The sequence below is a fragment of the Paenibacillus gorillae genome, from assembly GCF_000513275.1.
Lineage (GTDB): Bacteria > Bacillota > Bacilli > Paenibacillales > Paenibacillaceae > Pristimantibacillus > Pristimantibacillus gorillae.
The window spans coordinates 1-26,403 of sequence record NZ_CBVJ010000053.1 but is presented as its reverse complement, the minus strand read 5'-3'; the positions used below and the strand labels follow the sequence as shown (position 1 = coordinate 26,403).

Annotated in this window: 23 protein-coding genes and 2 pseudogenes; 19 read left to right on the top strand and 6 right to left on the bottom strand. The window is 51.6% G+C overall.

The genetic code is table 11. The annotated features are described in order from the left end of the window. The first annotated feature begins 6 nt into the window (after nt 1–6). Entirely contained in the window at nt 7–1,425 is a 1,419-nt protein-coding gene (locus TY10_RS09990) for a PDZ domain-containing protein (protein WP_042162894.1), read from the top strand. Nucleotides 1,426–1,497: 72 nt separating this feature from the next. On the opposite strand, the gene TY10_RS32230 is transcribed toward TY10_RS09990, so the two are convergent. From TY10_RS32230 to TY10_RS09980, 3 genes are read right to left on the bottom strand one after another with little or no spacing between them, the layout of a single operon-like run. After that, nucleotides 1,498–2,013, bottom strand: coding sequence for a hypothetical protein (locus tag TY10_RS32230; protein WP_337588344.1), 516 nt, complete (start codon nt 2,011–2,013; stop codon nt 1,498–1,500). 7 nt (nt 2,014–2,020) lie between these two features. After that, nucleotides 2,021–3,538, bottom strand: coding sequence for a sulfatase-like hydrolase/transferase (locus TY10_RS09985; RefSeq protein ID WP_052350461.1), 1,518 nt, complete (start codon nt 3,536–3,538; stop codon nt 2,021–2,023). A gap of 33 nt (nt 3,539–3,571) precedes the next feature. Next, nucleotides 3,572–4,708 carry a THUMP domain-containing class I SAM-dependent RNA methyltransferase gene (locus TY10_RS09980; protein WP_042162893.1) on the bottom strand — a complete coding sequence of 379 codons (1,137 nt, stop codon included), beginning with the start codon at nt 4,706–4,708 and terminating at the stop codon, nt 3,572–3,574. A 126-nt stretch (nt 4,709–4,834) separates the two neighbouring features. On the opposite strand from TY10_RS09980, the gene TY10_RS09975 reads away from it, so the two are divergent. From TY10_RS09975 to TY10_RS29740, 3 genes are all read left to right on the top strand, one after another. Continuing rightward, nucleotides 4,835–5,461, top strand: a complete 627-nt coding sequence (locus tag TY10_RS09975; protein ID WP_420329393.1) for an O-methyltransferase — start codon at nt 4,835–4,837, stop codon at nt 5,459–5,461. Nucleotides 5,462–5,808: 347 nt separating this feature from the next. After that, nucleotides 5,809–7,062, top strand: coding sequence for an ATP-binding cassette domain-containing protein (locus TY10_RS09970; protein WP_052350460.1), 1,254 nt, complete (start codon nt 5,809–5,811; stop codon nt 7,060–7,062). Further along, a complete protein-coding gene (locus tag TY10_RS29740) occupies nt 7,049–7,540 on the top strand; it encodes an ATP-binding cassette domain-containing protein (RefSeq protein ID WP_052350459.1) in 492 nt (163 codons plus the stop codon). Before TY10_RS09970 ends, TY10_RS29740 begins: the two co-directional genes overlap by 14 nt. An 88-nt stretch (nt 7,541–7,628) precedes the next feature. On the opposite strand, the pseudogene TY10_RS09965 reads toward TY10_RS29740, so the two are convergent. Then, nucleotides 7,629–8,835: pseudogene (locus TY10_RS09965) on the bottom strand (MFS transporter). 265 nt (nt 8,836–9,100) lie between these two features. On the opposite strand from TY10_RS09965, the gene TY10_RS09960 reads away from it, so the two are divergent. The 5 genes from TY10_RS09960 to TY10_RS09940 all read left to right on the top strand — a co-directional run bounded on the left by TY10_RS09960 (nt 9,101) and on the right by TY10_RS09940 (nt 14,963). Further along, nucleotides 9,101–10,768: a GspE/PulE family protein gene (locus TY10_RS09960; protein ID WP_042162892.1), complete on the top strand. Its 1,668-nt coding sequence runs from the start codon at nt 9,101–9,103 to the stop codon at nt 10,766–10,768. Nucleotides 10,769–10,792: 24 nt separating this feature from the next. Continuing rightward, the gene (locus TY10_RS09955; RefSeq protein WP_042162891.1) at nt 10,793–11,830 is read left to right on the top strand and encodes a type IV pilus twitching motility protein PilT; all 1,038 of its coding nucleotides are present in this window, start codon (nt 10,793–10,795) and stop codon (nt 11,828–11,830) included. Between the two features lie 18 nt (nt 11,831–11,848). Next, nucleotides 11,849–13,060: a type II secretion system F family protein gene (locus TY10_RS09950; protein ID WP_042162890.1), complete on the top strand. Its 1,212-nt coding sequence runs from the start codon at nt 11,849–11,851 to the stop codon at nt 13,058–13,060. Between the two features lie 60 nt (nt 13,061–13,120). Continuing rightward, complete coding sequence (locus tag TY10_RS32025; RefSeq protein ID WP_042162889.1) at nt 13,121–13,477, top strand: prepilin-type N-terminal cleavage/methylation domain-containing protein; 357 nt, start codon at nt 13,121–13,123, stop codon at nt 13,475–13,477. A 712-nt stretch (nt 13,478–14,189) separates the two neighbouring features. After that, nucleotides 14,190–14,963, top strand: coding sequence for a prepilin peptidase (locus tag TY10_RS09940; protein ID WP_042162887.1), 774 nt, complete (start codon nt 14,190–14,192; stop codon nt 14,961–14,963). Here TY10_RS09940 and TY10_RS09935 read toward each other — a convergent pair. Both TY10_RS09935 and TY10_RS09930 read right to left on the bottom strand, forming a co-directional pair. Then, nucleotides 14,960–15,457, bottom strand: coding sequence for a PilW family protein (locus TY10_RS09935; RefSeq protein WP_042162886.1), 498 nt, complete (start codon nt 15,455–15,457; stop codon nt 14,960–14,962). The two genes, TY10_RS09940 and TY10_RS09935, sit on opposite strands and share 4 nt — an antisense overlap. A 24-nt stretch (nt 15,458–15,481) precedes the next feature. After that, on the bottom strand, nt 15,482–15,973 hold the full coding sequence (locus TY10_RS09930) for a type IV pilus modification PilV family protein (RefSeq protein ID WP_042162885.1): 492 nt from the start codon (nt 15,971–15,973) through the stop codon (nt 15,482–15,484). 71 nt (nt 15,974–16,044) lie between these two features. Here TY10_RS09930 and TY10_RS31000 point away from each other — a divergent pair, with 71 nt between their 5' ends. The 10 genes and pseudogenes from TY10_RS31000 to TY10_RS30355 all read left to right on the top strand — a co-directional run. After that, nucleotides 16,045–17,676, top strand: coding sequence for a hypothetical protein (locus tag TY10_RS31000; RefSeq protein WP_042162883.1), 1,632 nt, complete (start codon nt 16,045–16,047; stop codon nt 17,674–17,676). Nucleotides 17,677–17,698: 22 nt separating this feature from the next. Beyond that, a complete protein-coding gene (gene pilM / locus TY10_RS09920; RefSeq protein WP_042162882.1) occupies nt 17,699–18,793 on the top strand; it encodes a type IV pilus biogenesis protein PilM in 1,095 nt (364 codons plus the stop codon). Beyond that, nucleotides 18,790–19,371, top strand: a complete 582-nt coding sequence (locus tag TY10_RS09915; RefSeq protein ID WP_042162880.1) for a hypothetical protein — start codon at nt 18,790–18,792, stop codon at nt 19,369–19,371. The genes pilM and TY10_RS09915 overlap by 4 nt, the downstream gene beginning before the upstream one ends. Beyond that, nucleotides 19,371–20,165, top strand: coding sequence for a hypothetical protein (locus tag TY10_RS09910; protein WP_042162879.1), 795 nt, complete (start codon nt 19,371–19,373; stop codon nt 20,163–20,165). Before TY10_RS09915 ends, TY10_RS09910 begins: the two co-directional genes overlap by 1 nt. Before the next feature lie 204 nt (nt 20,166–20,369). Next, a complete protein-coding gene (gene hemE / locus TY10_RS09905) occupies nt 20,370–21,440 on the top strand; it encodes a uroporphyrinogen decarboxylase (RefSeq protein ID WP_042162877.1) in 1,071 nt (356 codons plus the stop codon). Next, nucleotides 21,415–22,387: pseudogene (gene hemH, locus TY10_RS32500) on the top strand (ferrochelatase). Before hemE ends, hemH begins: the two are co-directional and overlap by 26 nt. A 68-nt stretch (nt 22,388–22,455) precedes the next feature. Next, the gene (gene hemG, locus TY10_RS09895) at nt 22,456–23,925 is read left to right on the top strand and encodes a protoporphyrinogen oxidase (RefSeq protein ID WP_042162876.1); all 1,470 of its coding nucleotides are present in this window, start codon (nt 22,456–22,458) and stop codon (nt 23,923–23,925) included. A 66-nt stretch (nt 23,926–23,991) separates the two neighbouring features. After that, nucleotides 23,992–25,383, top strand: a complete 1,392-nt coding sequence (locus TY10_RS09890) for a CapA family protein (RefSeq protein WP_042162875.1) — start codon at nt 23,992–23,994, stop codon at nt 25,381–25,383. 27 nt (nt 25,384–25,410) lie between these two features. Further along, nucleotides 25,411–26,169 (top strand): glycerophosphodiester phosphodiesterase, encoded by a 759-nt coding sequence (locus tag TY10_RS09885; protein ID WP_042162873.1) that lies wholly within the window; start codon nt 25,411–25,413, stop codon nt 26,167–26,169. A 53-nt stretch (nt 26,170–26,222) separates the two neighbouring features. Further along, nucleotides 26,223–26,403 (top strand): hypothetical protein (locus TY10_RS30355; RefSeq protein ID WP_042162872.1); only part of this gene is annotated, 181 nt, incomplete at its 3' end.

Genomic DNA, 26,403 nt, shown 5'->3' with positions numbered 1-26,403 from the left:
TTATTGATGAATAATCGGCATTTCCGGTATTACTACGCTGGCATCATCTTTATGTTTGCCGTTATCGTATTTGTGGAGCTGATCTGGCTGCCAGCGCCGATACATACATCTTCCGGCCGGCTATGGATCGAGATGATCGACAGCCTGCTCTACGGCTTGGCTATTATTCCGGTTTTATGGGGAGCAGGGGCGGTGACGGGGCTTGCTAGCCTTTTGAAAACCCATCGTGGTGCGAAAAAGCTGTTGCTGTCGCTGCGATGCTTGGCTGCTATAGTGAACGTTATCGCGGTATGTTATATTGCTGTAAACCCTACTAAGCTGATAACGGCAATCGGATTGATAGCCGCCAGCCTGCTCTTGGTGATTGCTGATCTATGCGGGGGTGAAATCTCGGCTAAAGGCGCTCGAGGATGGCGGCGATTGCTGCCTGTGAAAGGTTTGCTGACCTTTGCTGTAACCGTCCTGCTGCTCGCAGCGCTGGCCTATCCGACCAATTATCGCGTTACTTATCCGGCCATGACGATCGCGATGAACCGCTACGCTCATGCCGAAGGCGGAACGCCGCATGGCAGCGTAAGCGGGGTGCTCGTCTTTGATCGTCCTGCCGTTCCGGCGGACTGGCTGTATGCCAAATTGCTGCCGGAGTACACCTTTGAACGCAAAAGCGAAAATGAGCCGCCTTTGGCAGAAGCCTATACGCAAGTGGTGGAAATGAAGACCGATGCGAACAGCGTTGCAAGCGCAATTGCCATGCAGAAGGTTGGGCTTGGCAAAGGAATGACGAGCGAAGGCGTGCTTGTGATGGCATTAGCTAAAGATAGTATCGTCAAAAATATTTTGCAGCCGGGCGATATCATTACCCGGTTGAATGGCAAGCCAGTGGCGACGATTGAAGAGATGACCGCCATTATGGCCGAAGAGGTGAAGCCCGGTCATGCAGTAAAGGTCGGGCTGCGCCGAAAAGGAGAGGAGCTCGACGTTGAGGCTCCGACACGCCGGGCTGAGGCAACCGATACATTGCCGGAGCGGGCCGTATTCGGCATTTCCGTAAGCAATGATCTGCATGCGGATATTCCGCGGTCGGTCCACTACAACAGCTATATCGCGCATTTGGGCGGCCCGTCGCATGGCGCGATGCTGACGCTCGCGCTAATCGATCAGTTGACGCCGGGAGGCGTTACGAACGGCTGGCGCGTGGCTGGTACAGGTACGATTGAGGCGGACGGCTCAATCGGGCTCGTCGGCGGCGTCCCGCAAAAGGCTTATGCCGTCAGCCGGACGGATGCCGAAGTGTTTTTCGTTCCAGCTGAGCTCGAAGCGGACGCCAGATCGGGAGCGCCGAAGCTTCGAATCGTTCCGGTTCAGACCATTGACGATGTGCTGAATTGGCTTAAAGAACATCCGCGGACAACAAATACGCCATAACAGGCAAAAGCCCCGCCTTTCGGCTATCCCAACGGGATGGCATGAAAGGCGGGGCTTCATCGTTGATGACAGTTAATTTTCTCCGGCTGCTGCGGCAACGTTGGCCTCAGCGGCTTCGGTTTCCTTAAATACCGGGATTAGATCATGCGTAATGATCTGATCCGACATCGTCAGCTCAGAGGCTGCCTCTGCTGAATGAGCGAGGCATGGCGCTGTAGATCCAAGCTTGTTCTCGGCAATATTCCAGCACTTGCGGTTAGCTTCAATGCCGTCCGAGGATGGCATATAGTAGACGGTGCCGTCAGTGAATGCGCCGTTCCGCTGGACGACAAGCTTGTCTCCTTTGCCGCTTAAGGCATGTTCCGTAAGCAGCGGCGTTCCGAGCAGCGTGTCGTTTGCGGTTGATATGCCAAGCAGATGAAGCAAAGTAGGCGTGACGTCGAGCTGGCCTCCGGCGTTAGTATGCGTTCCTGCATAGGCGCCATCCGGCAGATGAACCAGGAACGGAACCTGTTTCAGGATCATTTGCCGCTCCAAGTCATTGAGCGGTTTGCCTAGAAACGTCTCGAAGAGCTCCCAATCCTTAATGGAGTTATCATGGTCGCCATAGAGCGCGAAAATCGTATTTTTTCCAAAGCCCCTCAGCCTTAAGTTTTTCTACCAACGAGCCGAGAGCAGCATCTACATAATGAACGGACTGCAGGTAGTCGCCCATTAATGTGCCTTCAAGATCGCCCAGTTTCAGTACTTGATGCTCTTGCGGCATCGTGAACGGATGATGGCTCGACAGCGTGATTAAGAAAGAGTAGAAAGGCTGCTTCTGCTCTGTGATGACGTCGACAGACTGGCTGAAGAAGGAGGCGTCTCCCAGCGACCACCCGATCGGTTCATTCAGCGCAAAATGTTTTTTGCTGTAAAAGGTATCGTAGCCCATACGGGGATACATCGTATTGCGGTTCCAGAAGCCGCCGTCATAGGCGTGAAACACCGTAGCGGCATAGCCGTTGTCGCTTAACGTTTGCGGCATGCAGTTGAACGTATGGCCCGCATATTGGATAAAGACAGATCCGCTAACGAGCGGCTGCAGCGAGCAATTGGCCAGAAAATCCGCATCCGAGGTCCGGCCTTGCGACGTCTGATGATAAAACTGGCTGAAATAGGCGCTTTCCTTCATGAGCTTGTTCAGGTTAGGCGTAATTTCTTCGCCGCCAATCGACTTGCCGATCATGAAGTTTTGCAGCGCCTCAACCTGTACCAGCAGCACATTGCTGCCTTTATAAGCCCCAAAAGCAGGGTCACCCTCCAGCAGCTTGCGGCTGTTACCCCGGTCTGACGCCCATTGCTGGATTCCAGCGGCAGCCTCAGCGGACACCTGCTCGGTATTCAGCCGTTCCTTCGCGTAGCGGTAGACGTCATAACCGTGGAAGCCGACAACGCCCGTTACGTTATAGAGGGAGAGACTCCACCAATTGTTGACGAACAGTCCTTGCGCCCATGTTTTTTTGGCGATATTAATGTTGCCAATCGACAGGGAAGCGCCCATGAAGAAGATGGCAAAGCCTAACACGATTTGAATGGCAGCGAAGGGCCAACGTTTCCTTCCGCTTCTATGGTAATCTCCGCTAGGATTCCGAAGATCGGCTCGTCCGTGCCGAAGCGTATAGTAAGCAAACGGTACGAGCAGAAGCCAATCTGCCAGCAGCCAGAAATCACGGGCTTCCAGAAGTGTCCAGATGCTTTCGCCAAGTGAATCTACCTGGCTTGCCTGCATAAGAACGGGAACTGATATTAAATCTTGAAAGTAACGGTAATAGATAAGGTCGGCATACATAATGAAAGAAAGCAGCATGCTGCTTGCAATCAAGGCGATAATCCGGCCGCGCACCGGCAGCCATACCGTCCAGAAGCAAACCAGTGCCAGCGTTCCAATCGCAACAACTGTATCAAAGCCGTTCATGGCCATGTTGGGTACGGCAATAATGGCATCAAACAGATAGACTTTGGCCATCATGCCAATGAAGAAAAGCAACAAGTCCAGACCCTTCAGGCGCTGAAATGACTCCAGCGTCAGCCGCATCCCGCGTCTGACGGCGTTCTGTTTCATATCAAGCATAACGTTGTAAGATCCTTTCCCGTACAGCTTCCGCTACTTGCGGGGAGGAAGCGGCCCGAAAAACTGATAGAAATCCGTCTGAATCCTGCCGTTAAACAGCTTGCGTTTCTTATCCGCAGGACGTGTGAAGTAGTGCTCGATTTCCTTAGTTGGTGTAATGGCAAAAAACGACCATGTCGGCATATGAAGTGAAGAGAGGCCAAATTGGCGGATCGCTTTCTCGGCTTCCTTATCGTCACCCAGCCGCTCGCCGTAAGGCGGATTTGTAATGATGACACCGTAGTCGCCTTGCGGCTTGATTTTCGCAACAGGCAGCACTTCGAGCTTGATTTCTTTGCCGAAGCCGGCCTTCTTCACAGCCGCTTCTGCAATTTCAATTGCGTGAGGATCGATGTCAGAGCCGGCGATCTGCAGCGGAATATCATCTTTTACCGCATCGAAAGCTTCATCTCTTGCTTCGTCCCACAGCTCGTCCGGCACAAGCGGCCAGCCTTCGCTGTTGAAGCTGCGGCGGAGTCCTGGTGCAATATTCCATCCGATCATCGCCGCTTCGATCAGAATGGTGCCGGAGCCGCAGAAAGGGTCATAGAGCGGCCGGTCGGGCTGCCAGCGGCTTAGTTGAACGAGTGATGCGGCCATCGTCTCGCGAAGCGGAGCCTCCGTCGATACTTTGCGGTAACCGCGCTGATGCAAGCCAGCGCCAGTCGTATCGAGCGTCAGCATCGCATGATCATTCATCAGAGTGACTTCGATCACGTATTTGCCGCCGTCCTCATGGAACCATTCCGTTCCGTAACGCGAATTCATTTTGTCGACGACCGCTTTTTTCACGATACTCTGACAAGCAGGAACGCTGGTCAGCTGAGATTTCTGTGAGCGGCCGTTTACCGGAAACTCACCGTCCTCCGGTATCCATTCCGGCCAGTCGAGCGCTTTAGTTCCTTCAAACAGCTCCTCGAACGTTGTCGCCCGGAACTCGCCCATATTGACAAGAATCCGTCCGGCAGAGCGGAGCCATAAGTTTGTTCGGCAAATATCGATCGGCTCCCCGGTGAAACGGACGCGGCCGTTCTCCACCTGCAGGTCATTGTAGCCGAGCTCCTTCAGCTCGCGCGCGACGACGGACTCTAGTCCCATCGGTGCGGTCGCAATCAGGTTAATTGTAGTCATAAAAGTTCATTCTCCCCTTATTCGTTAAAAACAAAGTTGTTTCCTCACGGACAAAATCATACAATCAAGTATAGGGCAAAGCAGGATGCTTTTACAAATTGTAAAATTGGAAAGAGGTGCATCGAAGTGACGGATGAACAATATGTGGACGGATTATACGGCGAAGACGCCGATCTGGCGCGGACGAAAAAAGGGATAGCCGAGAAAGGGATGCCGGATATTTCGATCTCCGACGGCTACGGGCGGTTGCTGACGATGCTTGTCCAATTGGCTGGTGCGAAAAATGTGCTGGAAATCGGCGCGCTTGGCGGCTATAGCGGCATTTGTCTGGCTAGAGGGCTTGGTGAAGGCGGGCTGCTCACATCACTGGAGCTGAGAGCGGAATATGCGGAGGTTGCTTTGACGCATATGAAGGAAGCGGGTTTTGGTGAGGCAGTTGAATATGTCATCGGCGATGCGAAGGAAAGTCTGGCACAACTGAAGGGAGAAGGACGGCGGTTCGATTTTTTCTTCATCGATGCGGACAAAGACGGCTATCCTGTTTATTTGGATTATGCTATTCAGCTTGCTAATCCCGGCGCGGTTATCGTTGGCGACAACGTGCTGCTGCGCGGACGGACAATCAATCCGGAAAAGGGTGGGCCGGCTGTACTGTCGGTGCGCGCGTTCAATGAACGGATCGCATCGGACGAGCGTCTGACCAGCACAGTGCTTCCGGGGTATGACGGCCTCGCGATTGCTATTGTGAAGTAGAGATTTTATTCTGCATGCGGACAATTAGCGTTTGACGATTATCTAGATCGTACATATAATGGAAAAGCAATGACTAATCGATAACGAGAGAGGAACAGGTGTCCGAGGACGATGGAGAACTAATCTTATGTATTCAGAGAGTAAGTATCGAAACATAGCAGTTGTTTCTTTTTCTGAAGATAGGATTATTGCGCCCATTTTTCCGGATAGGTTTCCCTATATCGAAGGCTCATTGTACGAAGCGGCCAGCGTTTGTTTGCTGTCTGTTATTCGTTAATGGTGTTCTAATGGCGTCCATAATCCTCTTCAGAGCGAATGTATTTAATTCGACTGGGGAGGTTTTTTTTATGACTTTGATGACGATGGAGCAAGTGAAACTAATGATAGGTGACCGGCTGCTGGGAGTGCTGGACGGCAGCTGGCAGCTCGAGCGGCGTGACAGAGTTGGTATCGTAGGCCGGAACGGTGCAGGCAAGTCGACGCTGCTAGCTGTACTCGCGGGACGGATGGAGCCGGATGAAGGCACAGTGAAGCGATTCGGAACGATTGCGGAGATGAAGCAGGCGGCTGGGGCGAAAGGCGATGCGGCGGAAAGCGATTTTGTAGATGGTTATGTTGCAGCGGAAGATGGCGGAACTGACTTAGGAGACAAAGCATCCGCGAAGCGCTGGAAAACGATAGCCAGGGACGAGGCGGAAAGCCATGGCAGCGGAGGGGAACGTACGCGGCAGCAAATCGCGCAGTTGTTCGCAAGCGGCGCAGAGGTGCTGATCGCTGACGAACCGACAAGCCATCTCGACGAGGAGGGCGTGAGACAGCTGAGCGAAGCGTTTGCTTCCTATGACGGGGCCGTGGTCTTTGTGTCCCATGACCGCCAGCTAATGGATGAGATTTGTACGCATATAATGGAGCTTGATGAAGAAGCGATCACCATCTATTCCGGCAATTATTCCGGCTACCGCAAGGAAAAGGAAGCGGCAAGGCAGCGCCGGCACTTCGAATATGAGCAGTATGCGAGGGAAAAGGGACGGCTGGAGCGAGCCATCATTGCAACCAGACAACAATCCAAATCAATGAAGAACAAACCTGCCCGCATGAGCTACAAGGAAGCGAACCTGGGCAAAGAAGGAGCTAGAACGAGCAACTCCAAGGTAGATTCGAAAGCGAAAGCACTCGAGAGCCGCTTGGAGAGGCTTGATGTGAAGCACAAGCCGCGTGAGGCGGAGCATCCACTGTTCGACACAGCTGTTCATGAATTATGCCGCAGTAAGCATGTACTCCGGGTGGAGCGGTTGAGCGTCCAACTGCCGGATCGTTTCTTATTCAGTGAGCTTTCTGTTGCGATCCGGCCGGGGATGCGGATTGCTTTAACCGGACCAAACGGAGCGGGTAAAACGACGCTGCTTCGTCTTATCTATGGGCAAGGTGAAAGTATTGTAAAGGCTCCCGGCTGCCGAATCGGTTATTTCCGCCAGGACTTGTCCTTGCTGGACGAGTCGAAGAGCGTACTGGATAACGTTCTGTCCACTGCCATCTATCCTGATGCACATGTGCGTACTGTTCTTGCCCGTACTCTGTTCAAGGGGCATGACGATTTTTAAGGAGGCTGGTCAGCTAAGCGGGGGCGAGCGGGTCAAGGCGGCGTTGGCGAAGCTGTTCCTTGGTCCTTACAATATGCTGTTGATCGACGAGCCGACGAATTATTTGGATGTGTTTGCTAGGGAGCAGTTGGAGGCGGCATTACAGCAATATCCCGGAACCGTCTTGTTTGCTGCGCATGACCGAAGGCTAGTCCAAGCGGTTGCTACGCACCGGTTAACGTTGAAAGGCGGCGGAGAATGGTATTTTGGCGAGTCCGGTGAGGAGAGCAGGGGCATACCGGGAACGCCAGCTGAAGGACGAGTAACGTCCTATGCCGAGGCAGAGCAGACTGAGCAACTGATGAGGATTGAACGCGAGCTGGCCGAGACGATCAGCCGCTTGTCGATGCCAATCCGGTCGGAGGCTGAGGCAGCCGGACTGGATCGGAGATTTCATGAGCTGGTGGCAGAGAAGCGCAAATGGACCAGAACGCAATAACTAATTATTAGCAGGGTTGAAAAAAAGACCAGCATCTGCGCAGCAGCCTTAAGGTGCCGCGTAGATGCTGGTCTTTTCAGTGCTCGTGTTAGCCTTTGGCTTTCCTTCTGCGAATAAGCGATTTCCTCACCCATAAGGAATTGGCAATCATCAGTGAAGCGGACATGAAGAAGATGCCTTTAATGCCGATAAAGCCGGATAGCGCTCCTCCTACAATAGGACCCACCATATTGCCGAGGCCGAGCATGCTGCTATTGAAGCTGTAGGCCCGCGATTCCATACCGTCCGGCGTATATTTCCGGATCAGTACATTGACTGTAGGCGCGAGTCCTCCAAGGAAGACGCCGAGCATAAATCTGGACAGCAGCAGATGCCAGACCGATCCGGCCAGTGCCATCGGAATGAACGTAACGGCCGCCCCTATTAATGAGACAGCGAGAATACGCTCGGAGCCAATCCGATCGCTCAACCTGCCGAGAAGCGGTGATGCAATCATATTTGACATCCCGGTTACCGACCCGACAAATCCGGCCCAGAACGCGAGATTGGCTGTCGTCCCATGCAGCTCTTGCACATAAAGCGGCATAAGCGTCATAGGGCTGAGCATCGCAAACTGGATCATGAAGGTGACGGCGTAAAGCGACGTGATCTGCGGTATTTTCCGCAGCTTGCGCAGTCCTTCCGCTACAGACACCATCGTGCGGGAAGCGGCAAGCGATTTATCAAACGGCTCCTTGACGACGATCCACGCCAGCATGGAGGCAGCGAATAGCAGACTGCCCGTGATGTAGAAAATTGGACGAAAGCCGACGGCATCCGCCATCAATCCCCCGATAAACGGCCCCATAATCGTACCGGCGATGCCGCCGGATTGCAGTGTACCCATCGCGAAGCCTGTCCGTTCCTTGGGCGTTGTTGCCGAGACGAGCGCGACAGATGCCGGATTGAAGCCCGAGATCGTACCGTTGAGCATACGAAGCAATAGCAAATGCAGCGGCGTTGTTGCAAAGCCCATTAACGTCATGACGATCGCCATGCCAAAGCCTGAGCGAAGCAGCATCATTTTTCGGCCGTAGCGGTCCGCCAGCTTGCCCCAGATGGGCTGAAAGATAAAGGAGGTAACAAAGTTGCCTGCAAAAAATGAACCCGGCCCACAACGCGATTTCATGCGGATCGGTTAAACCGAGATCAAATTGCAGGTACAGCGACAAGAAAGGAATGATCATCGTCATTCCGGCATTGACGAGAAATTGACCAAACCAAAGGACGATCAGATTTTTTTTCCACTGTTCCATGAAGGATAGTATAGCATATCACAGCTTTTAAGATGAATGCAGGCAAAGAAGCGGGAGGAGCCAAACAGCAGGATGAGACTTTTGGATGTAAACGTTTTAATTCTTTGGAACTATTTAAATTATAAATTTTTGTAAATATAAATAGAAATATCAAATTTTAATAGGACAAAAGTCATTGACTAAACGGAATTAAATTGATTTAATAGAATCAGTTTCGCGTTGGTTAAATCTAGCAATAGGATACTAAAAGATAAGGTGGGGCGCGATGTCCGGCACACGCAAGCGAATCGGAGATTTGCTATTGGAATCCGGCGTCATTACGGAGCAGCAATTGCATGAGGCGCTGGAGCAGCAAAGAGATACAAAGTCCCGGCTTGGTGACGTATTGATCAGCATGGGCATCATTACACAGCAGCAATTCATCGAAGCGCTGGAGTTTCAGTTAGGCATACCCCATGTGCAATTATACCGGCAGAAGATCGATCCCAAAATCATTCAGCTTATGACGCAAAAACTGGCAGACCAGCACTGCGTCCTTCCTCTCCGCATGGACGGCAACAGATTAGTTATCGCTATGGCGGATCCTCTGGACTACTTCGCGATCGATGAGATCCGGATCGCAACCGGATTAAGGGTGGAACCGGTTATCGCTGCACGAGAAGAGCTGGTTCGGGCCATTAGCCGTTACTATGGCCTTTCCGAAACGATCGAACAGATCAGTCAAAACCTGCAATTAAAAGATTTAGATGATGAGCGGGCTATCCAGGACGAGAATTCGCCAGTCGTCAAAACAGTCAATCAAATTATCGTCCAAGCCGTCCATTTAGGGGCGAGTGATATTCACTTAGATCCGCAGGATGGCAACTTCCGCATTCGATACCGGGTGGACGGTGTTATGCGGACGGAACGCAACCTGCCGACCAATATGCATGGCGTCATTATCGCCCGAATTAAAATTATGGCCAATCTGAACGTAGCCGAACGACGGCTGCCGCAGGATGGAAGGGTAGAGCTGGATATCGATTTCCGCAAGGTCGATATGCGGGTATCCACGCTGCCGACCGTACATGGAGAGAAAGTCGTTATCCGGGTGCTTGATTTGAGCGCTTCACAGGCGGATATCTCCAAGCTGTCGCTATCGGAGCACAACTACCGCTTATTCAAGAGAGCGATTGAATCTGCTAACGGTGTTGTCCTCATTACAGGGCCTACTGGCAGCGGTAAATCAACTGCACTTTATTCCGCCCTGGGGCATTTGAACCGGGAGGATGTCAACATCATTACGATTGAAGACCCTGTGGAGTACCAGTTGGAGGGTGTCAATCAGGTTCAGGTCAATCCGGTAACGGGCTTGACGTTCGCCCGCGGCCTGCGTGCGATATTACGGCAGGATCCGAACATCGTCATGATTGGGGAAATTCGTGATTCCGAGACGGCGGAAATTTCTGTACGGGCCGCTATGACCGGCCATCTTGTACTTAGCACACTACATACGAATAATGCAGTTAATGCGATAACGCGTCTGGTCGATATGGGCGTGGAGCCGTTTCTCGTGTCATCCTCTCTTACCTGCATCGTTGCCCAGCGCCTTGTCCGGCGTATTTGTCCGCATTGCTCCCATAGCTACGAGCCTTCCGCAGAGGAGCGGGCGATATTGGCGAAAGCACGCTTTGAAACGGCAAGGCTGTTCAAAGGCGAGGGCTGCGGGGAATGCGGATTAAGCGGGTATAAAGGCAGAATGGCCATTCAAGAGGTACTGCCTGTTGACGACCGGCTTCGCTCGATGATATTGGCCAAGCGCTCTGATCACGAATACTACGACCATGCTTTAAGCAGCGGGATGGTTCCCATTATGGCTGATGGCTTGCGCAAGGCGTCGGAAGGTCATACGACGCTGACGGAAGTGTTTCGCGTGCTGGGCAAGACTGACTAAGCGGCGGCAGGAAGGAATTAGCGTATGACGGTCATTGAAATTCTTCGTTCCGCACAGGAACGGCAAGCATCAGATATCCACATTACAGTTAACTCTCCGGTCGTATTAAGGGTTCACGGCCGGCTGATTCCTTACAATGAACAGGTGTTGAGGCCGTCGGACACGGAAGCTCTAGCCAAGCAGCTTCTGACAGAAGAGCAATATGAAGCTTTTGTTAAGCAGGGAGATCTGGATTTCTCATACGGGATACCCGGTGTAGCGAGATTCCGGATCAATGCTTATAAGCAGCGTGGCAGTGTCGGGCTGGCCATTCGAATCGTGCCTGGCCGGATTCCTTCGATGGAGGAGCTTTGCTTGCCAGAGATTATTGGGCAGTTCGCCGTCAAGCCGCAAGGGCTGCTGCTGGTAACGGGACCGACGGGCAGCGGTAAATCGACGACGCTTGCATCGATTATCGATTTTTTGAACCGTAAGCAAAGCGCCCATATCATTACGCTGGAGGACCCCATCGAGTTCATCCACGACCATAAGCGGTCGATGGTCAATCAGCGTGAGATCGGCCTGGACACGCCTTCCTTTTCCAACGGCTTGCGGGCGGCGCTTCGGCAGGATCCTGACATTGTGCTTGTTGGAGAAATGCGGGATCTAGAGACGATCAGTACAGCCATCAGCGCGGCGGAGACGGGGCATCTGGTACTGGCAACGCTGCATACAGCAGATGCGCCCCAAACGATCGACCGTATTATTGACGTATTCCCTCCCGGCATGCAGGCGCAAATCCGTATTCAGCTGGCATCGGTGCTCATCGGGGTCGTCTCGCAGCGTCTGCTGCCCCGCAGGGACGGCAACGGTTTGACCGGAGCGTTTGAAGTTCTTGTCAATACGCCTGCTGTCGCCAACCTGATCCGGTCGGAGAAGGTTTATCAGATTCGTTCGGTTATGCAGACCTCCAGGCAGCTGGGGATGCAGACACTGGAGCTTGCGCTGCGAGAGCTTGTTCAGCGCGGTGTGGTAGCTCTCGAGGATGCGAAGGAAGCGGTTATTGGCTTTGGAGAGTTATAGGGCTGGAGGTGAGGAAGCATGCCGAAATTCCGTTATAAGGCTGTGACGGCACAAGGCAGACGGTCGAACGGTATGCTTGAAGCGGTTACGATCCAACGGGCAAGAGAAGTGTTAAGCGAGAAAGGGCTTTGGGTTACAGATCTGATCGATACGAACGATAGCGTACTGTACCGTGATATTTCGCTGGGCGGACCACGCGTCGGAACGGAGCATTTCACCGTCTTCTGCCGCCAGCTTGCAACGATGTACCGCGCAGGCGTTAGTCTTGTTGAGGCGATTCAGATCTTAAGCGAGCAGACCTCTAGCAAAACCTTCGCCAAGCTGCTCGGCGAAATCGCTGACGATATGCGGGACGGAGCACAGCTGTCGGATTCGACGGCCAAGCACCCGACCGTCTTTTCCCCGATATTCGTCCACATGGTGCATGCGGGAGAAGTAGCCGGTAATTTGGATGTCATGCTGGAGCGTCTCGCCGTCTTTTTCGAAAAGGAGCGCAATACGAAGGAAAAGGTCAAGTCGGCGATGGTGTATCCGGCCATTATGCTCGTGCTAATGATTGTCGTCGTTATTTTCCTGATGCTGTTCGTTATCCCGCAATATGCGGTCAGTTTCGAGGGGATGGGGATTGAGCTGCCGCTCCCTACACGGATTGTTATGGCGGTCAGCGAGTTTATGCAAAACTTCTGGTATATCGTACTCGCTGCTATGATTCTTCCTTTTGTATTGGTGAAAGTAATTCGGCGCTCCCAGCAAGGCCGTGAACGGCTTGATCTATTGAAGCTGAAGCTTCCGGTATTCGGCAAGCTATGGCATAAGCAAGCGTTGGCTCGTTTTGCCCGGACATTCAGCTCTCTGGTGACAGCCGCCGTGCCGCTCATGCAGGGGCTGACGATCGTCTCGCATGTCGTCGGGAACGAAGCGATCGGCAAAGTGATCGGCGAGATTCGCGAGAAGGTGCTGGGCGGGGAAGCGATGTCGGAGCCGCTGAAGCAATCAAAGCTGTTCCCGCCGATGGTAACGCAGATGCTGGCGATTGGCGAGCGCTCCGGCGCCGTCGACGACATGCTGGAGAAGGTCGCGGACTTCTACGAATCCGATGTCGATCAGATGGCGGAGCGGCTTAAATCGCTGCTGGAGCCTATCATGATCATCATATTGACGGCGATCGTCGGCGTCATCGTGTTGGCGGTTATGACGCCATCATTCAAAATGATGCAAAGCTATTTATAAACTACGGTTTTAATGCTCTACCAAATAAATAATAGGGTCAAAAACGGGAGGAGATTTAATATGTTGATGGCATTGAAAAGAAATGAAAAAGGTTTGACGCTGATCGAGCTTCTGGCGGTACTGGTTATTGTGGGGATTATTGCAGCGATTGCAATTCCGGCGATTGGTAACACTATCGCGAAGTCAAGAGTAAAGGCTGATAATGCATCTATTAGTTTAATTGAAGAATCGGCTTTGCGTTATGTGACAGATAAAGAACTTACAGCTACTACAACTATCCCTTTAGCTGATTTGGTCACAAACGGTTATTTAGCTAAAACACCAGTACTTAATAAACTTAATATAACTAATATTCAAGCTGTTCTATCTGCAAGTGATGCTTGGAGTATTACGGTTACTACAACTCCCAAAACTTAAATATTTATAAATATATAAAGGCAACCCATGGTTGCCTTTTCAGAGTGTCGAGAGGCTGTCGGACTTCTCGATAGTCTTTCATCCCTGACAGACCGACTGTAGTTCGATTCGACTACACAGTGTCACCAAGATACTAGATTGGCTATATGTACTAGCCCCACGATACTAATCAAGAAACAAAATGCAAAAGTGCAGGCTGATGAACGCTATAAGGCCGAAAATCGCGATCAAAATGTAAAAGTACATTTGAAATCGCCCGATTTTGCTCTTTGGGGCTGTTTTAGGCCAATCAAACTGCACATTTGCATTTTGAGGCGATAAATCGGCGGAAAAACAGCTTACAAACTGCAGATTTGCATTTTGATTCGTTAACAGCGGCGCAGGCCACAGCAAACTTGACTCAGAAGCAGAAAAGTGACTCAGAAGGAACTAAATCCTCGCCGCAAAGCTATCCTAACTAGCTTTCAGTTCAACAAATGTTACTTTGCGTTCATAGTGTGAATGCGGCGAGGAGTGGAATGCGTGGTGCTAGGTGTGAGTGATGAGCTAGGCGATCAGAGCAGAGTACTTTCTGCAATATTGATTGATCTGCTAGCGAATGCTGGTATCGCATGATCTGTTAAACGTTAAAGAAAGCTGCCGAGATCCTCTCGGACAGTTAGAAAGGCAGCCCCCGGTTGCCTTTCTTATCCTTATCAAGGGCGGGGTGGGAATGACAGCTTGGGCAGTTCTTATCATATCATTAGCGGGTTTATTGCTAGCCGGCTTATTAAATGCGATAGCCATTCATTGGGATAAGCGGCTGCCAGCCGTCTATCCGCCGTCGTATTGCGCGTATGGCAAGCATAGGCCGCCAGCTTACGCTGTCATCCAGCTGTTGCCCTTTCTTGCTTCAGCAGGGAGATGCCGGTCATGCAGCAGACCGCTGGAGTGGCGTTATGCCGCAGGAGAAGCCGTAACGGCACTTTTTTTCGCTATAGCCGCCCTTAAACTGGGGTCACAGCCGGAGCTGATAGCAGCGCTATGGCTCATTGCGATACTCTCTATCATTACGCAAACGGATTTAACTGACAAGATTATTCCAAATAAAGTGGTGGCGGCCGGAGTGCTTGGGGCGATTATTATTCGCTTGTTCATTCATCCGCTCCCGATGTGGAATTACGGGATTGCAGCTATTGCCGGAGGCGGGGCTTTGCTCGCAATAGCTTTGTTAGGCAGTTGGGTGTTGAAGAAAGAGACGATGGGCGGGGGCGACATTAAGCTTTACGTATTTATCGGTCTCATGCTGGGTGTCAAGCTGACGCTGCTTAGTCTATTTCTCGCCAGCTTATTTGGATTAATCGGAGGGTTGCTGCTGATTGCAGCAGGAGGCCATGCGCGGGGAAAAACGCTGCCGTTTGGACCTTACATCGCACTTGGTGCAACTACGGCATATTTTTGGGGAGACGGCATGGCGGATTGGTATTTAGCACTGCTGTCGTTTTAGCCGCTTTTGACTAGATTGACGATGGAGGAGGTGCGATGAATTTGGTTGTTGGGCAGCGACATTGCCAGCTCGACCTCAACTGAGGGACCGGCCAATTTCATCGTAAAATCTTGAACATGCTCGGAAAGGGTAACCGATGTCGGGTTGGCCGCGAGCACGCCGTTGTCATTTTTCAGCCGGTAGGTTACGGATAAGGCTTTTGCAGAAGGCTCGAATCGATAGTATACATACTGGCCGCCGGAACCGCTGAACTGAAGCGTCCGCTCGTCCGGTTTAGTAGCGATAAAGCCGCCGCGCCGTGCGGAAGCAGCTAAGTTGTTCATAATGGAACGGGATTCTTTCATAACCGACTCCCGCTTCTGAATTTGCGAGACGCCCTGGTTTGTCTGATTCAGCAGAAAAATCAGCCCGCTAAGGATGACAACGGTAAGAACTAGTGTGGCTGTAACTTCAACAAGCGTTAAGCCCTTTTCATTTCGTACCATTCGTACCATGGGGACCGCCTCCGGTTATCAATTTTAAGAATAAGGGATGTAGGCATCTAGTGTGAATTCACGAAGCGTTGTTAATTCGGTGCAGGTGACACGCACATGGCGGATGAAGTCACCGGTATTATACGTCGCGGTAAGAGGTACGCCGTCGCGGTTGCCGTTTTTGATCTCCACTTGACCAAGTGAATGGCCAACGCTTTGAATTTGGATTTTATACTTCCGCTCCTGCTCGCTGCTGCTTGGATAGTAGATAACGGGCAAGGTTGCAGAGGAGCTGCCCCGCAGCGTCGAGAGCGAAATAGCTTGTCCATACAGCACTGTGCTGGAATGACTGTTCAGCTTGCCTTTAATCTCCTCGATTACATTTCTTGAGAGCTGAACGGATTGATCTAGCTTTTCATTGCTTTTGGAATGGGAAGCGCCTTGCTGCAAAATAAATGCGATGCCAAGGACGGCAATGCCAAGAACGACGATAGAACCAAGCACCTCGATCAGCGACAAACCTTTCTCGTTACGCATTTGGCACCTCCAAAAATTATAAGTATTCGCATATCTTTACTTTAGAATAATATGGCCGGGAGGGAAAGGCAATGGTTAATTATTTGCGCTCCGAACGTGGAGGAACGCTTTTGATGGCATTCGGTTTCATCGTCGTAATGGCTCTAATCATTACGCCTTTGGCTGCGAGCACGAGTACCGGACTGCTGCAGGTCAAGACGAATGGCAATACAGAAGTTTCGTTTAATCGGGCGGAGTCGGCGATGATGGTATTTGACCAAATGTACGGCATATTGAAAGCCAACAACACGAATCCGTACTACCCCTACAGCGGCGAGGATATCGTGAAGCTGGTGGACAGCATGCAGGGAATGAAGTCGGAGCTTGGTATCGACAACATCGTATTGATCGAGGAAGCAGGGATACCGACGTCCGTTGTTTTTTACGCGCATAACGGCGAAGGGAATCAGAAAAGAAGCAGCAAGGTGAGTTATAGCCTGACAGTGCCGGAACCAGTGCCAATCCCTACGGTTGTACCGACTCCTGCACCGACGCCGACACCTGTTCCCACCGTGGCGCCGACGCCAACGCCATCTCCGAGTCCAACTGCACCGGCCATTGGCGGAGATCGGAAAGTCATCATGAACAATACGACCTTTAACAATTTGTACTGTGAATGCGCGCCGAATCCGGTAGTTGTACCAACCAATCAGAAAAAATTTATTGAAAACAACTATCCCGGCGGAAGCGCCTTTGAGAGTGAGTTTGGTGTCTACGCGGACTATTATTTAAAGGAGATTTTCAAGTCCAAGACGGAAGCGAAGCTGGCGGCTGCCCAAGCCATTAGCAATACGGTGACGGAAAGAACGAATCTCGTGAAGACCGCTTCTGCGACGATCGGCCCTTATGCGGGTCACGTTGAGCTGCAGCAAGCCGATAGAAGCCGGGCAATGATTGTATCGCCGAAGGATGGCTACGCAGTCAAATCCGCTGGAAACTTAAGTTTGTGGCGACACAATGACAGCATGACGCTAGACGGTAAGACGAATGTCGGCGGCAATTTGGAAGTGCAGGAAGTGTCGGGCAAGGTTGTTTTCAAAGGTGATGTTTACGTCAGGGGCAACACCATTGTCGGCACGGGCGGCAATAGCAAGGAGATCGTGGTGGAAGGCGATCTCGTCATTAATGGGGATTTTGAGATTAGAAACTCGATCGGGAAGTTTACCGTTCTAGGCGATCTGATCGTTGGGGGCAAGCTGACAGCTGCGAATACCGTATCTGATTCCTGGACCGTGAAGGGCTCCATGCTCGTGAAAGGAAATATTTCCTTCGGAAGCTCCCTGTCCAAATTCGAGGTTATGCAAAATTTCATTGCGAAGGGCAGCGTAGATTTCACTAATAAAGTAGAGGAATTGATCGTTGGCGGTTCCATTGCGATTCAAGGAAGCTTTATTAACCAGTCCGGACTCAGCTCTGTGACAGTCGGCAAGGATTTTATCGTCCGAGGGGATTTCGTCATGAAGAACAACATTAAGCCAGGCGGGATAAGCATGAGCGGTTATTTTATCGTATTTGGCAATGCAACCTTTAAGGAAATATCCAATTCCAAAGGGTCTGGCGGTATCCCGGTTAGTAAAATGAAAGGCTTCATGGTCGGAGGAAATACCGTATTCGAGGATTATATGAAATGGCAAAACTTTGATAACGTGATTTGCATTCTGTAAGAAGGGTCAGGAGGGTAACCTATTGATAGCATCGCTGCTGCGAAACTTAAATAAAGGCCATCATTCCGTAGGAATTGAAATAACCGATGAGGCGATCAAGCTTTGCGAGATCAGGGAGAAAAGAGACCGCAGCGTGCGTATTGCCAATTATGCTGCAGCCCCGCTGCCGGCAGGCGCTGTCAAGGATGGCCGTATCATCGAGATGGAGACGATGCAAAGTGCGTTGAAGGAACTGCTTGCTGTTAACAAAATCGGAGCGAGACATGTCCATTTCGCTATTCCGAGTCCAACAACGATGGTCCGGCTGCTTCAATTGCCTGATATTCCCCACCATGAGCTGAAAAAGCTGGTCCAATATGAAATGAAGCATAATGTTCATCTGGCCTTCGAGCACCCGCATTATGATTTTGTGAAGCTGGCAACAAGCCGGAATACAGTGGAAAAAGCAGCTAGTCCTGTTCCTCCGGCAGAGCTGGAGGCAGCAGCGGCAGCGGCTGAGCCGGCAAACAGCCAGCCGCTGGCGGATGTACTAGTAGCGGCGGCTCCGCTTCAAGTGCTGGAAGCTTATAATGAGCTGTTCATCAAATTAAAGCTGGTGCCGGACAGCTTTGAGATTAAAGCTTTTTCGATGATCCGGCTGCTGGAAAAAACGAAGACGAAGCTGAACGGCCTGCATCTGATCGTCGATGTGAACCGGACAAGCTCGGAGCTTACGATCATCGAGGATGGCATATTCAGAATGACCCGGACGGCTGAAATTTCATTTAAATCGATGACGGAAGGAGCTGTCGGAGAGAGCAGAGAGCGGCTGTCCGCCTTCGCCTCGCCAGAGCAAACCTTCGACAATGCGGTGGAGGATCTTGCCTCGGAGCTGGAGCGGCTCATGAATTTTTATTTCTATACGTTGACGGCGAGTGACCGGCATTTCCAATCCATTATCGTAACAGGAGATATTGAGGGGATGGATAAGCTTCTGGAAGGATTGCGTTCGAATCTGAGACAGCCGGTCGCCGAGCCCAATTGGAGCGGGTTGAATGTGACGGACACGGCGGACGGCTGGAACTATTCGGATTATGCTGTGCCGCTGGGACTCGCTTTAAGGGGGAAAGAAGGATGAGATCGATCAACCTGCTGCCGCCCAAGGCGCCCCGGATCAAAGGAAGTCCGCTCCTTTTATCACTGCTTGTTCTGTTAGCTGTCGTAAGTATTGCCGGTCAGTGGTATTACGGCATGACATGGAAGGACGAAGCGAAGCGTTTCACCTCCATCGTCACGGAAAGCCGAAGCGAAATTGCAAGGCTGCAAAGTGCAGGCATGTCCCGGACAAAAGCCGAGCAGTATGAGCAAGCTTCTGCAGCCATAGCGAAGCTGGAAGCGGAGCGGCCGGAATGGCTGCCTTATCTGTCTCCTGTAGTCGGCTATTTACCGGATAAAGCGAAGGCAAATTATATCGGTATTTCCGAGGATGGCAAAATGGTTCAAGCAGAGCTCGTTTTCTCTGTCTACCAGGAGAGCATCAGTTACCTTAAAAAGTTGGAAGAAGCGCCTGCTTTGCGCACAACGAAGATTAGCGCCTACCGGAAGGAAAGCGAAAAGGATCGCAGCAACGATTCAGCTAACGGGTCAAACCAATTCCAATACAAAGTGGTCGTTGAGCTTCAATTAAATCCGGCCGTGAAGGAGGCTGGACGATAATGGAGCTGCAAATGAAGACGGCCTCTGCAAAGCTGGCTGCAGGCAAAAAAGGGCTTGATGCAACAGTGATCCTTGTTATCATTATCGTGACAGTCAATGTCGTTGCAGCGTTGTTCTTCTTGCTGCCTTCATGGCTGGAGCTGCGCAATGGAAGGGCTGAAGCTGCGCTGGAACAGCAAAATGTGCTGACAGCGCAAGCCCAATTTACGACGGATATTATATCGGATGAAGATATCGGACAGTTGGCGAACAAAGCTCCCTTTTACCCGAAAGACTCCGGCATATTGCTGACTGCTGTTAAATTGGCTGAGGCGTCAAAAGCGGCGCTCGTCGATTTCTCGCAAGATAGCGCATTTAGTGATTCGCAGTCGGACAATCTGCTTGTTGATCCGGCAGCTTCAGCCGGAGCTGCGGAAGGCGAGCGTCCCGCTGCTGCGACTGGAAGTCAGGTTACCAGCCAGCCCATTCGCATCACGGCAGCTGGACATATGGAAAACGTGCTGCAATATCTTCGTAACGTCCAGCGCGAAGAACGTCTTATTGCTGTCGAGCAGTGGAGCATCAAATTATTGAAAGAAGCGGATCTTGACGACGATCTGAAAAACAGCATCTATATCAATCCATCCTTGCCGGTATATGTGCTGGACATGAAGCTTGTATTCTATTCCCTTCCTGCCTATGCCAAGGAGCTTGGCGGGGAGGTTCATGCAGTCTCCGAAGCGAAGCCGGATGAGCTGGATGCTTTGAAATCCAAGTATGGAAAGCTGTCTTGGGATACAGCTGCAAATAAGTAGAAATCCAGAACAAAGCTCGTTTCTCTGAAATGGAGGGCGGGCTCTTTTTAATGAAGTGATCTTATGATTTCATCCATTCTTTATGATAATACAGAGCTGATTGTCATACTATTGTCATAGGAAAGTAAACGCTAACGGTTGTTAGGGCCAACGAAAACGGGCATAATGGAACATAATGAATAATTAAAGAAATGAGGAACGGGAATGAGCTATAATGACCGTTTCATTCGGGCATGCCGGAAGGAAACTTTGGACCGTGTGCCGGTCTGGTACATGCGTCAAGCAGGACGTTACGATCCTGAATATCGTAAAATCAAAGAGAAGTATTCACTGCTAGAAATATGCAAGCAGCCGGAGCTTGCAGCGGAAGTCACGATGATGCCGGTGCGCAAGCTGGGTGTTGACGCGGCTATTTTATATTCCGATATTATGAATCCGGTCGCATCAATTGGTATCGATTTCGATATTGTAGCCAACATTGGTCCGGTTATCGCAAATCCGATTCGCAGCGCTGCAGACGTTGAGAGATTGAAGCCAATCGATGTGGAGGGCGATCTCGGCCATGTGCTGGAGACGATCCGAATTCTGAATCGTGAGCTGGAAGTGCCGCTTATTACGTTTGCAGGGGCACCTTTCACAATTGCAAGCTATTTAATCGAAGGCCGTCCTTCCAAAAACTATTTGCGTACGAAGGCACTGATGTACAGCGAGCCGAAAGTATGGCATCAACTGATGGACAAGCTGGGCGATATGGTTATCGCTTATTTACGTGCCCATATGGCGAATGGCGGCAAAGCGTTTCAATTGTTCGACAGCTGGGTAGGCGCCTTGACGCCTGCTGACTTCCGTACGTACGTGCTGCCGACCATCGAACGAATTTTCGCAGAGCTGTCCGATTTGCCGCAGCCGAAAATATATTTCCCGGGCGTAAGCTCAGGTGAGCTGCTGCCGGAATTAAGCGCAGTGAAGGCCGATGTAATCGGGCTGGATTGGCGCGTGTCGATTCCAGAGGGACGCCGCAGACTGAACGGCAATTTTGCTGTACAGGGCAATCTTGATCCAACAGTGCTGACTGCACCAATGTCGACGATTGAGGCTCATGCTGCCGCGATTATTGATCAAGGTCTTCAGCAGCCGGGCTTTATTTTCAATCTGGGCCACGGACTGTTCCCGGAAGCGTCGCTTGAGAAGCTGGCGGAGCTGACGGCATTTATTCATACGTATTCGGAACAACAAATCGCAGCACGTAATGGAAAGGAAACGAGCCATGTCTGAGATGACTGCAAATCACGGTAAAATCGGCGTACTTGTCATGTCCTACGGAACGCCGCAAAGTCTGGAAGACGTCGAAGCGTACTATACCCATATCCGCCGCGGTCACCCTCCGACTGAGGAACAGCTGGCTGATCTGAAAGGCCGCTATGAGGCGATTGTCGGCGGTGTATTCCCGCTGCGTGAGAACACGAACGGACAAGTAGCCGGCCTGCAGGATAAGCTGGAGCAGCTCGCTCCGGGACGTTATGTCTGCTACCAAGGATTGAAGCATGCAAGCCCTTATATCGAAGATGGCGTCAAGCAGATGGCAGAGGACGGAGTAAAGCAGGCTGTCGGCATCGTGCTAGCGCCGCATTATTCAACGATGAGTGTTGGTTCTTATATAAAAAGGAGCGCAGGAGCAAGCTGGCGCCAGCGGAATTGCGATGTCATTCGTCGAATCCTATCATTTGCATCCGAAGCTGCTGCAGGCGTTGACGGAGCGGGTGACGGACGGATTGAACCGGCTGGAGGCAAGCTCCAGCGGAGCAAAGCCGGTCAAAGTGCTTTTCAGTGCTCACAGCTTGCCGGAGCGTATTCGTGAGCTTGGTGATCCCTATGAGAAGCAGCTGCTGGAAACATCAGCAGCGGTAGCGTCAGCAGCCGGTATTGCCGAAAGCGACTGGCAGTTTACGTGGCAAAGCGCGGGCCGGACAAGAGAGCCATGGCTGGGGCCGGACATTTTGGAAACGTTGGACGGTCTGGCTAAAGAAGACGGCATTAAGGCGGTGCTGGTTGCACCAGTCGGCTTTGTATCCGATCACTTGGAAGTTTTGTTCGATCTTGATATCGAAGCGAAAGCTGCTGCAGGTGAACTTGGCGTTGCGCTGGAGCGTATTGCGATGCTGAACCGGGATCCGTTATATATGGAGACGCTTGCTGAATCGGTAATAGAAGCCACAGCGTAGACTGTGAACCAATAACTTCTGGCTGAAGGCAGCATACAAAAGAACGAGTATAGAGAGGAAGTACAGCGATGCGGAGAATCGGAGAGGCTGAGCACATTGTCATTATTGGCGGGGGCATCAGCGGACTGAGCTCCGCTTTTTATTTGCAGCGGGAAGCGGAGCGGCAAGGGAAGGAGCTGCGTCTGACAATTGTCGACGGAGCGGATTCTCTTGGCGGAAAAATCAATACGCTGCAGCGTGACGGCTTTGTTATAGAGAGAGGGCCTGATTCCTTCTTGTCGCGGAAGCTGCCAACGATCGAGCTGGCGATGGATCTTGGCATCGAGGATGAATTAACAGCGCAAAACCAAAGCGGCAAAACCGCTTTTATTATGAAAGAAGGCAAGCTTCATCCGATGCCGAAAGGGCTTGTGCTGGGCGTTCCGACCGATTTGGAGGCTTTTATGGCAAGCGGCTTGGTATCGGAGGAAGGCAAACGCCGTGCTTTGCAGGATTTGGAGATGCCGGGTGATGCCCCGGAAGGAGATGAGTCGCTGGGCGGCTTTCTGTCGCGGCGGCTTGGAGCGGAGATCGTTCAGCATGTGACGGAGCCGCTGCTTGCCGGCATTTATGCAGGCAATTTGAGCAAGCTCAGCATTCAAGCGACTTTCCCGCTATTTGCCGAAGCGGAGCGTCAGCATGGCAGCTTGATTCGCGGCACGCAGCACCAGCAGCAGAACAAAGGAAAAGGTGCACAGCCTGCTTGGCCCGAAGGCTTGCGGGAGGAGCTGAAGGGGAGCGCCTTTTTAAGCTTTAAGAGAGGCTTATCTTCTTTGGTAGACGCCTTGGACAAGGCACTCGCCGGAGCTGAGCGCAGATTAGGCGAGACGGTAACGGCACTAGTTAAAAATGATAGTAAAGAAGATGGAAAACTGGCGGAAGCCCGTTATGAAATCGTGCTCGAATCGGGTGAACGGATCGCTGCAGACGGTGTTATCATTACGGCGCAAGGCTTTCACGCCGCTTCGCTTTTGGAGCCGCATGTTGATGCAGCTGCGTTGCATGCAGTCGATTATGTGACGGTTGCGAACGTCGTTATGGCGTTTGATAAAGCGACCTTTGGCGTTGATTTTGCCGGGTCTGGCTTTCTCGTACCGCGATCCGAAGGACTTCGTATTACGGCTTGCACTTGGACTTCTACAAAGTGGCTCCATACGAGCCCCGATGATAAAGTGCTGCTTCGCTGCTATGTCGGCCGTTCCGGCGATGAGGAGGCAGCCAAGCTGCCGGATGACGAGCTGAAGCAAGCAGTGCTTGAAGATATAGCAAAGTCGATGGGGATTACGGCGAAGCCGATTTTTACGGAAATAACCCGTTTGCCCCGCTCGATGCCGCAATATCCGGTAGGTCATTTGGACAACATTGCCGGGCTGCGGGAGTCGATGGCGAAGGAGTTGCCGGGCGTATATGTGACGGGAGCCGCCTTCGGAGGAGTAGGCTTGCCTGACTGTATCCGTCAGGGGAAAGAAGCTGCTTTTTCCGCGCTATCCGAACTATGATTATTTAGCATTCCAACAGGAACCTTGTTATAATGGAAAAGACTTTCTTTAAAAAGGAGCCATTCCATGTACATATCACGTTCCGAATCCCATCAGCATGAAAAGCGCAAACGCAAGAAAAAGCGCCGGCGGCTGCTTGCGGTTAATTTAATGCTCCTTGGAGCGATTATTGTGTTAGTTGGCGTCGGGCTTTCGCTGAAAAACGCCGGTTCCATTGGCGATTTACTGAGCTTCGGCGGAAACGGCACCGAAATTAAATCCTCTGACGGCGGAGCGGCTGTCGTCGATAAGGGCGGCAAAGGCGAAGATGGTGGCGGTTCAGTGCAAGAGGAGAACGAAGGAACCAGCAAGAACGGGGAAGCCGCCGAGGGGAAGCCGCAGGATGAAGGCTCTGCTGGCGGCGAGTCTGAAGGCGAGACTCCTGTGAAAAATGACCCCGGATCGGCTGGAAGCGGCGATAACGGTAGCAAAGGCGATAACGGCAGCAGCAGTGGCGGAGAAAGCGGCAGTAGCGGCGAAAAGATCAGATTGGCTTTTGTCGGTGACATCCTGCTGGCCTCCTCGGTCGAAGATCAGTTGAAGCGATACGGTTATGATTTTCCTTATGCGAAATCACTGCTGTATTTGAGTGAGCCGGACCTTACTGCAGGCAATCTGGAGTATCCTGTGACCGAAGGAGGAACTCCTGCGGACGATAAGGAATTTGTATTCAAAGGTTCTCCGCTCGCGCTTCCTGCACTTCGTGACGCAGGCTTTGATGTCGTCAATCTGGCGAACAACCATACGCTGGACCACGGTGTAAAGGGGTTGTTCGATACGATGTCGCATCTGGACGAAGCGGGTATCTCTCATATTGGTGCAGGCAAAGATGACATCGAGGCTTTCACACCTGTTATTAAAGAATCACGCGGCATCAAAATTGCATATATTGGGCTGAGCCGTGTCGTACCGAAGACGTCCTGGAAAGCGGATAAAAATACGCCGGGCGTTGCCGAAACCTACGATACAACAAGGGCAAAGGCCGCAATTGCAAAAGCGAAGGAACAGGCCGATCTGGTGGTCGTGATGGTTCATTGGGGAAAAGAACGTGTGGATACCCCGGAACAATATCAGCGGAACTTTGCTCGCGAATACATCGATTCTGGCGCGGATCTCGTAATCGGCAGCCATCCTCATGTATTACAAGGATTTGAAAAATATAAAGGCAAATGGATTGCGTATAGCTTGGGCAATTTTATTTTTAGCGTGTATCCAAAAGGAAAATCGGGAGAGACGGGCGTGCTTGACGCGACGTGTACGGCGAAAGGGGATTGCGATCTGCAATTCCATCCGATGTATGCGGATCAAGCGCAGCCGAAGCCGATGGAAGAGAATCAGGCGCAGGCGCTTATTGATCGTTTGACTTCTATTTCGTTCAAGGTGAAGCTGCGCAAGGACGGCACGCTTGTCTCCGAGTGACCGACGCCGAAAGGGTGATCGAGGAGAATGAACAACCCGTGCGCAGCGCACAGGGGCTGGTCGGGCCGGGCGCCTGAGAATACAATGGCCTCCATACAGATGGCGCTGAGCGAGCCGGATATTGAATGGATAGAAATCGATGTGCAGCTGTCCAAGGATCATATTCCCGTCGTCATCCACGACTATAAGCTGAGAAGAACGACGAACGGGAAAGGGCAGGTGCGTGATAAGACGGCTGCGGAATTGGCGGAGCTGGATGCAGGAAGCTGGTTCTCGCCGCTATATCGCAATGAACGAATACCTACGCTGGAAGCGGTGCTGCAAGCCGTATCAGAATCAGGCAAATGCCGGTTGAATATCGAGCTGAAAACGGATGGCATCCGTTATCCTTATATTGAGGAGCAGGTTTTGAAGCTTGTCAGGGACTACCGGATGGAGGATAGCGTCGTCATCACGTCCTTCCATTTCGGCACCCTACACCGGATGCACCAGCTGTCGGAAGGCGAACTGCGCACCGGCTTTATTTTGGACGGATGGCGGGATTCGCTGCCAGAGGAGTTGAAGCAGATCGGCTCGGATTTTTTATCGATCGATTATGGCCGGCTTACGAAAGACAGGGTCAACCGTCTGCAGGCTGCAGGCATACAGGTTATGGCATGGACGATTAACGATGAGCGCAGCATCCGGAAGATCGCGATGCTGGACCCCGGCATTATTATTTGTACGAATCATCCGGATCGTTGGCGGAATGCGATGCAGTCGATTGATGATGCGGTTAGGCGTTAGTTGATGTAAGTGTGTACGGATGTAATGTATGTGTGGAATAAAAGTGGGATTAAATGCAAGTGCAAGAGCAAGAGCAAGAGCAAGAGCAAGAGCAAGTGGAAAAGCAAGAGCAAGAGCAAGAGCAAGAGCAAGAGCAAGAGCAAGAGCAAGAGCAAGTGGAAAAGCAAGAGCAAGAGCAAGAGCAAGAGCAAGAGCAAGAGCAAGAGCAAGAGCAAGAGCAAGAGCAAGAGCAAG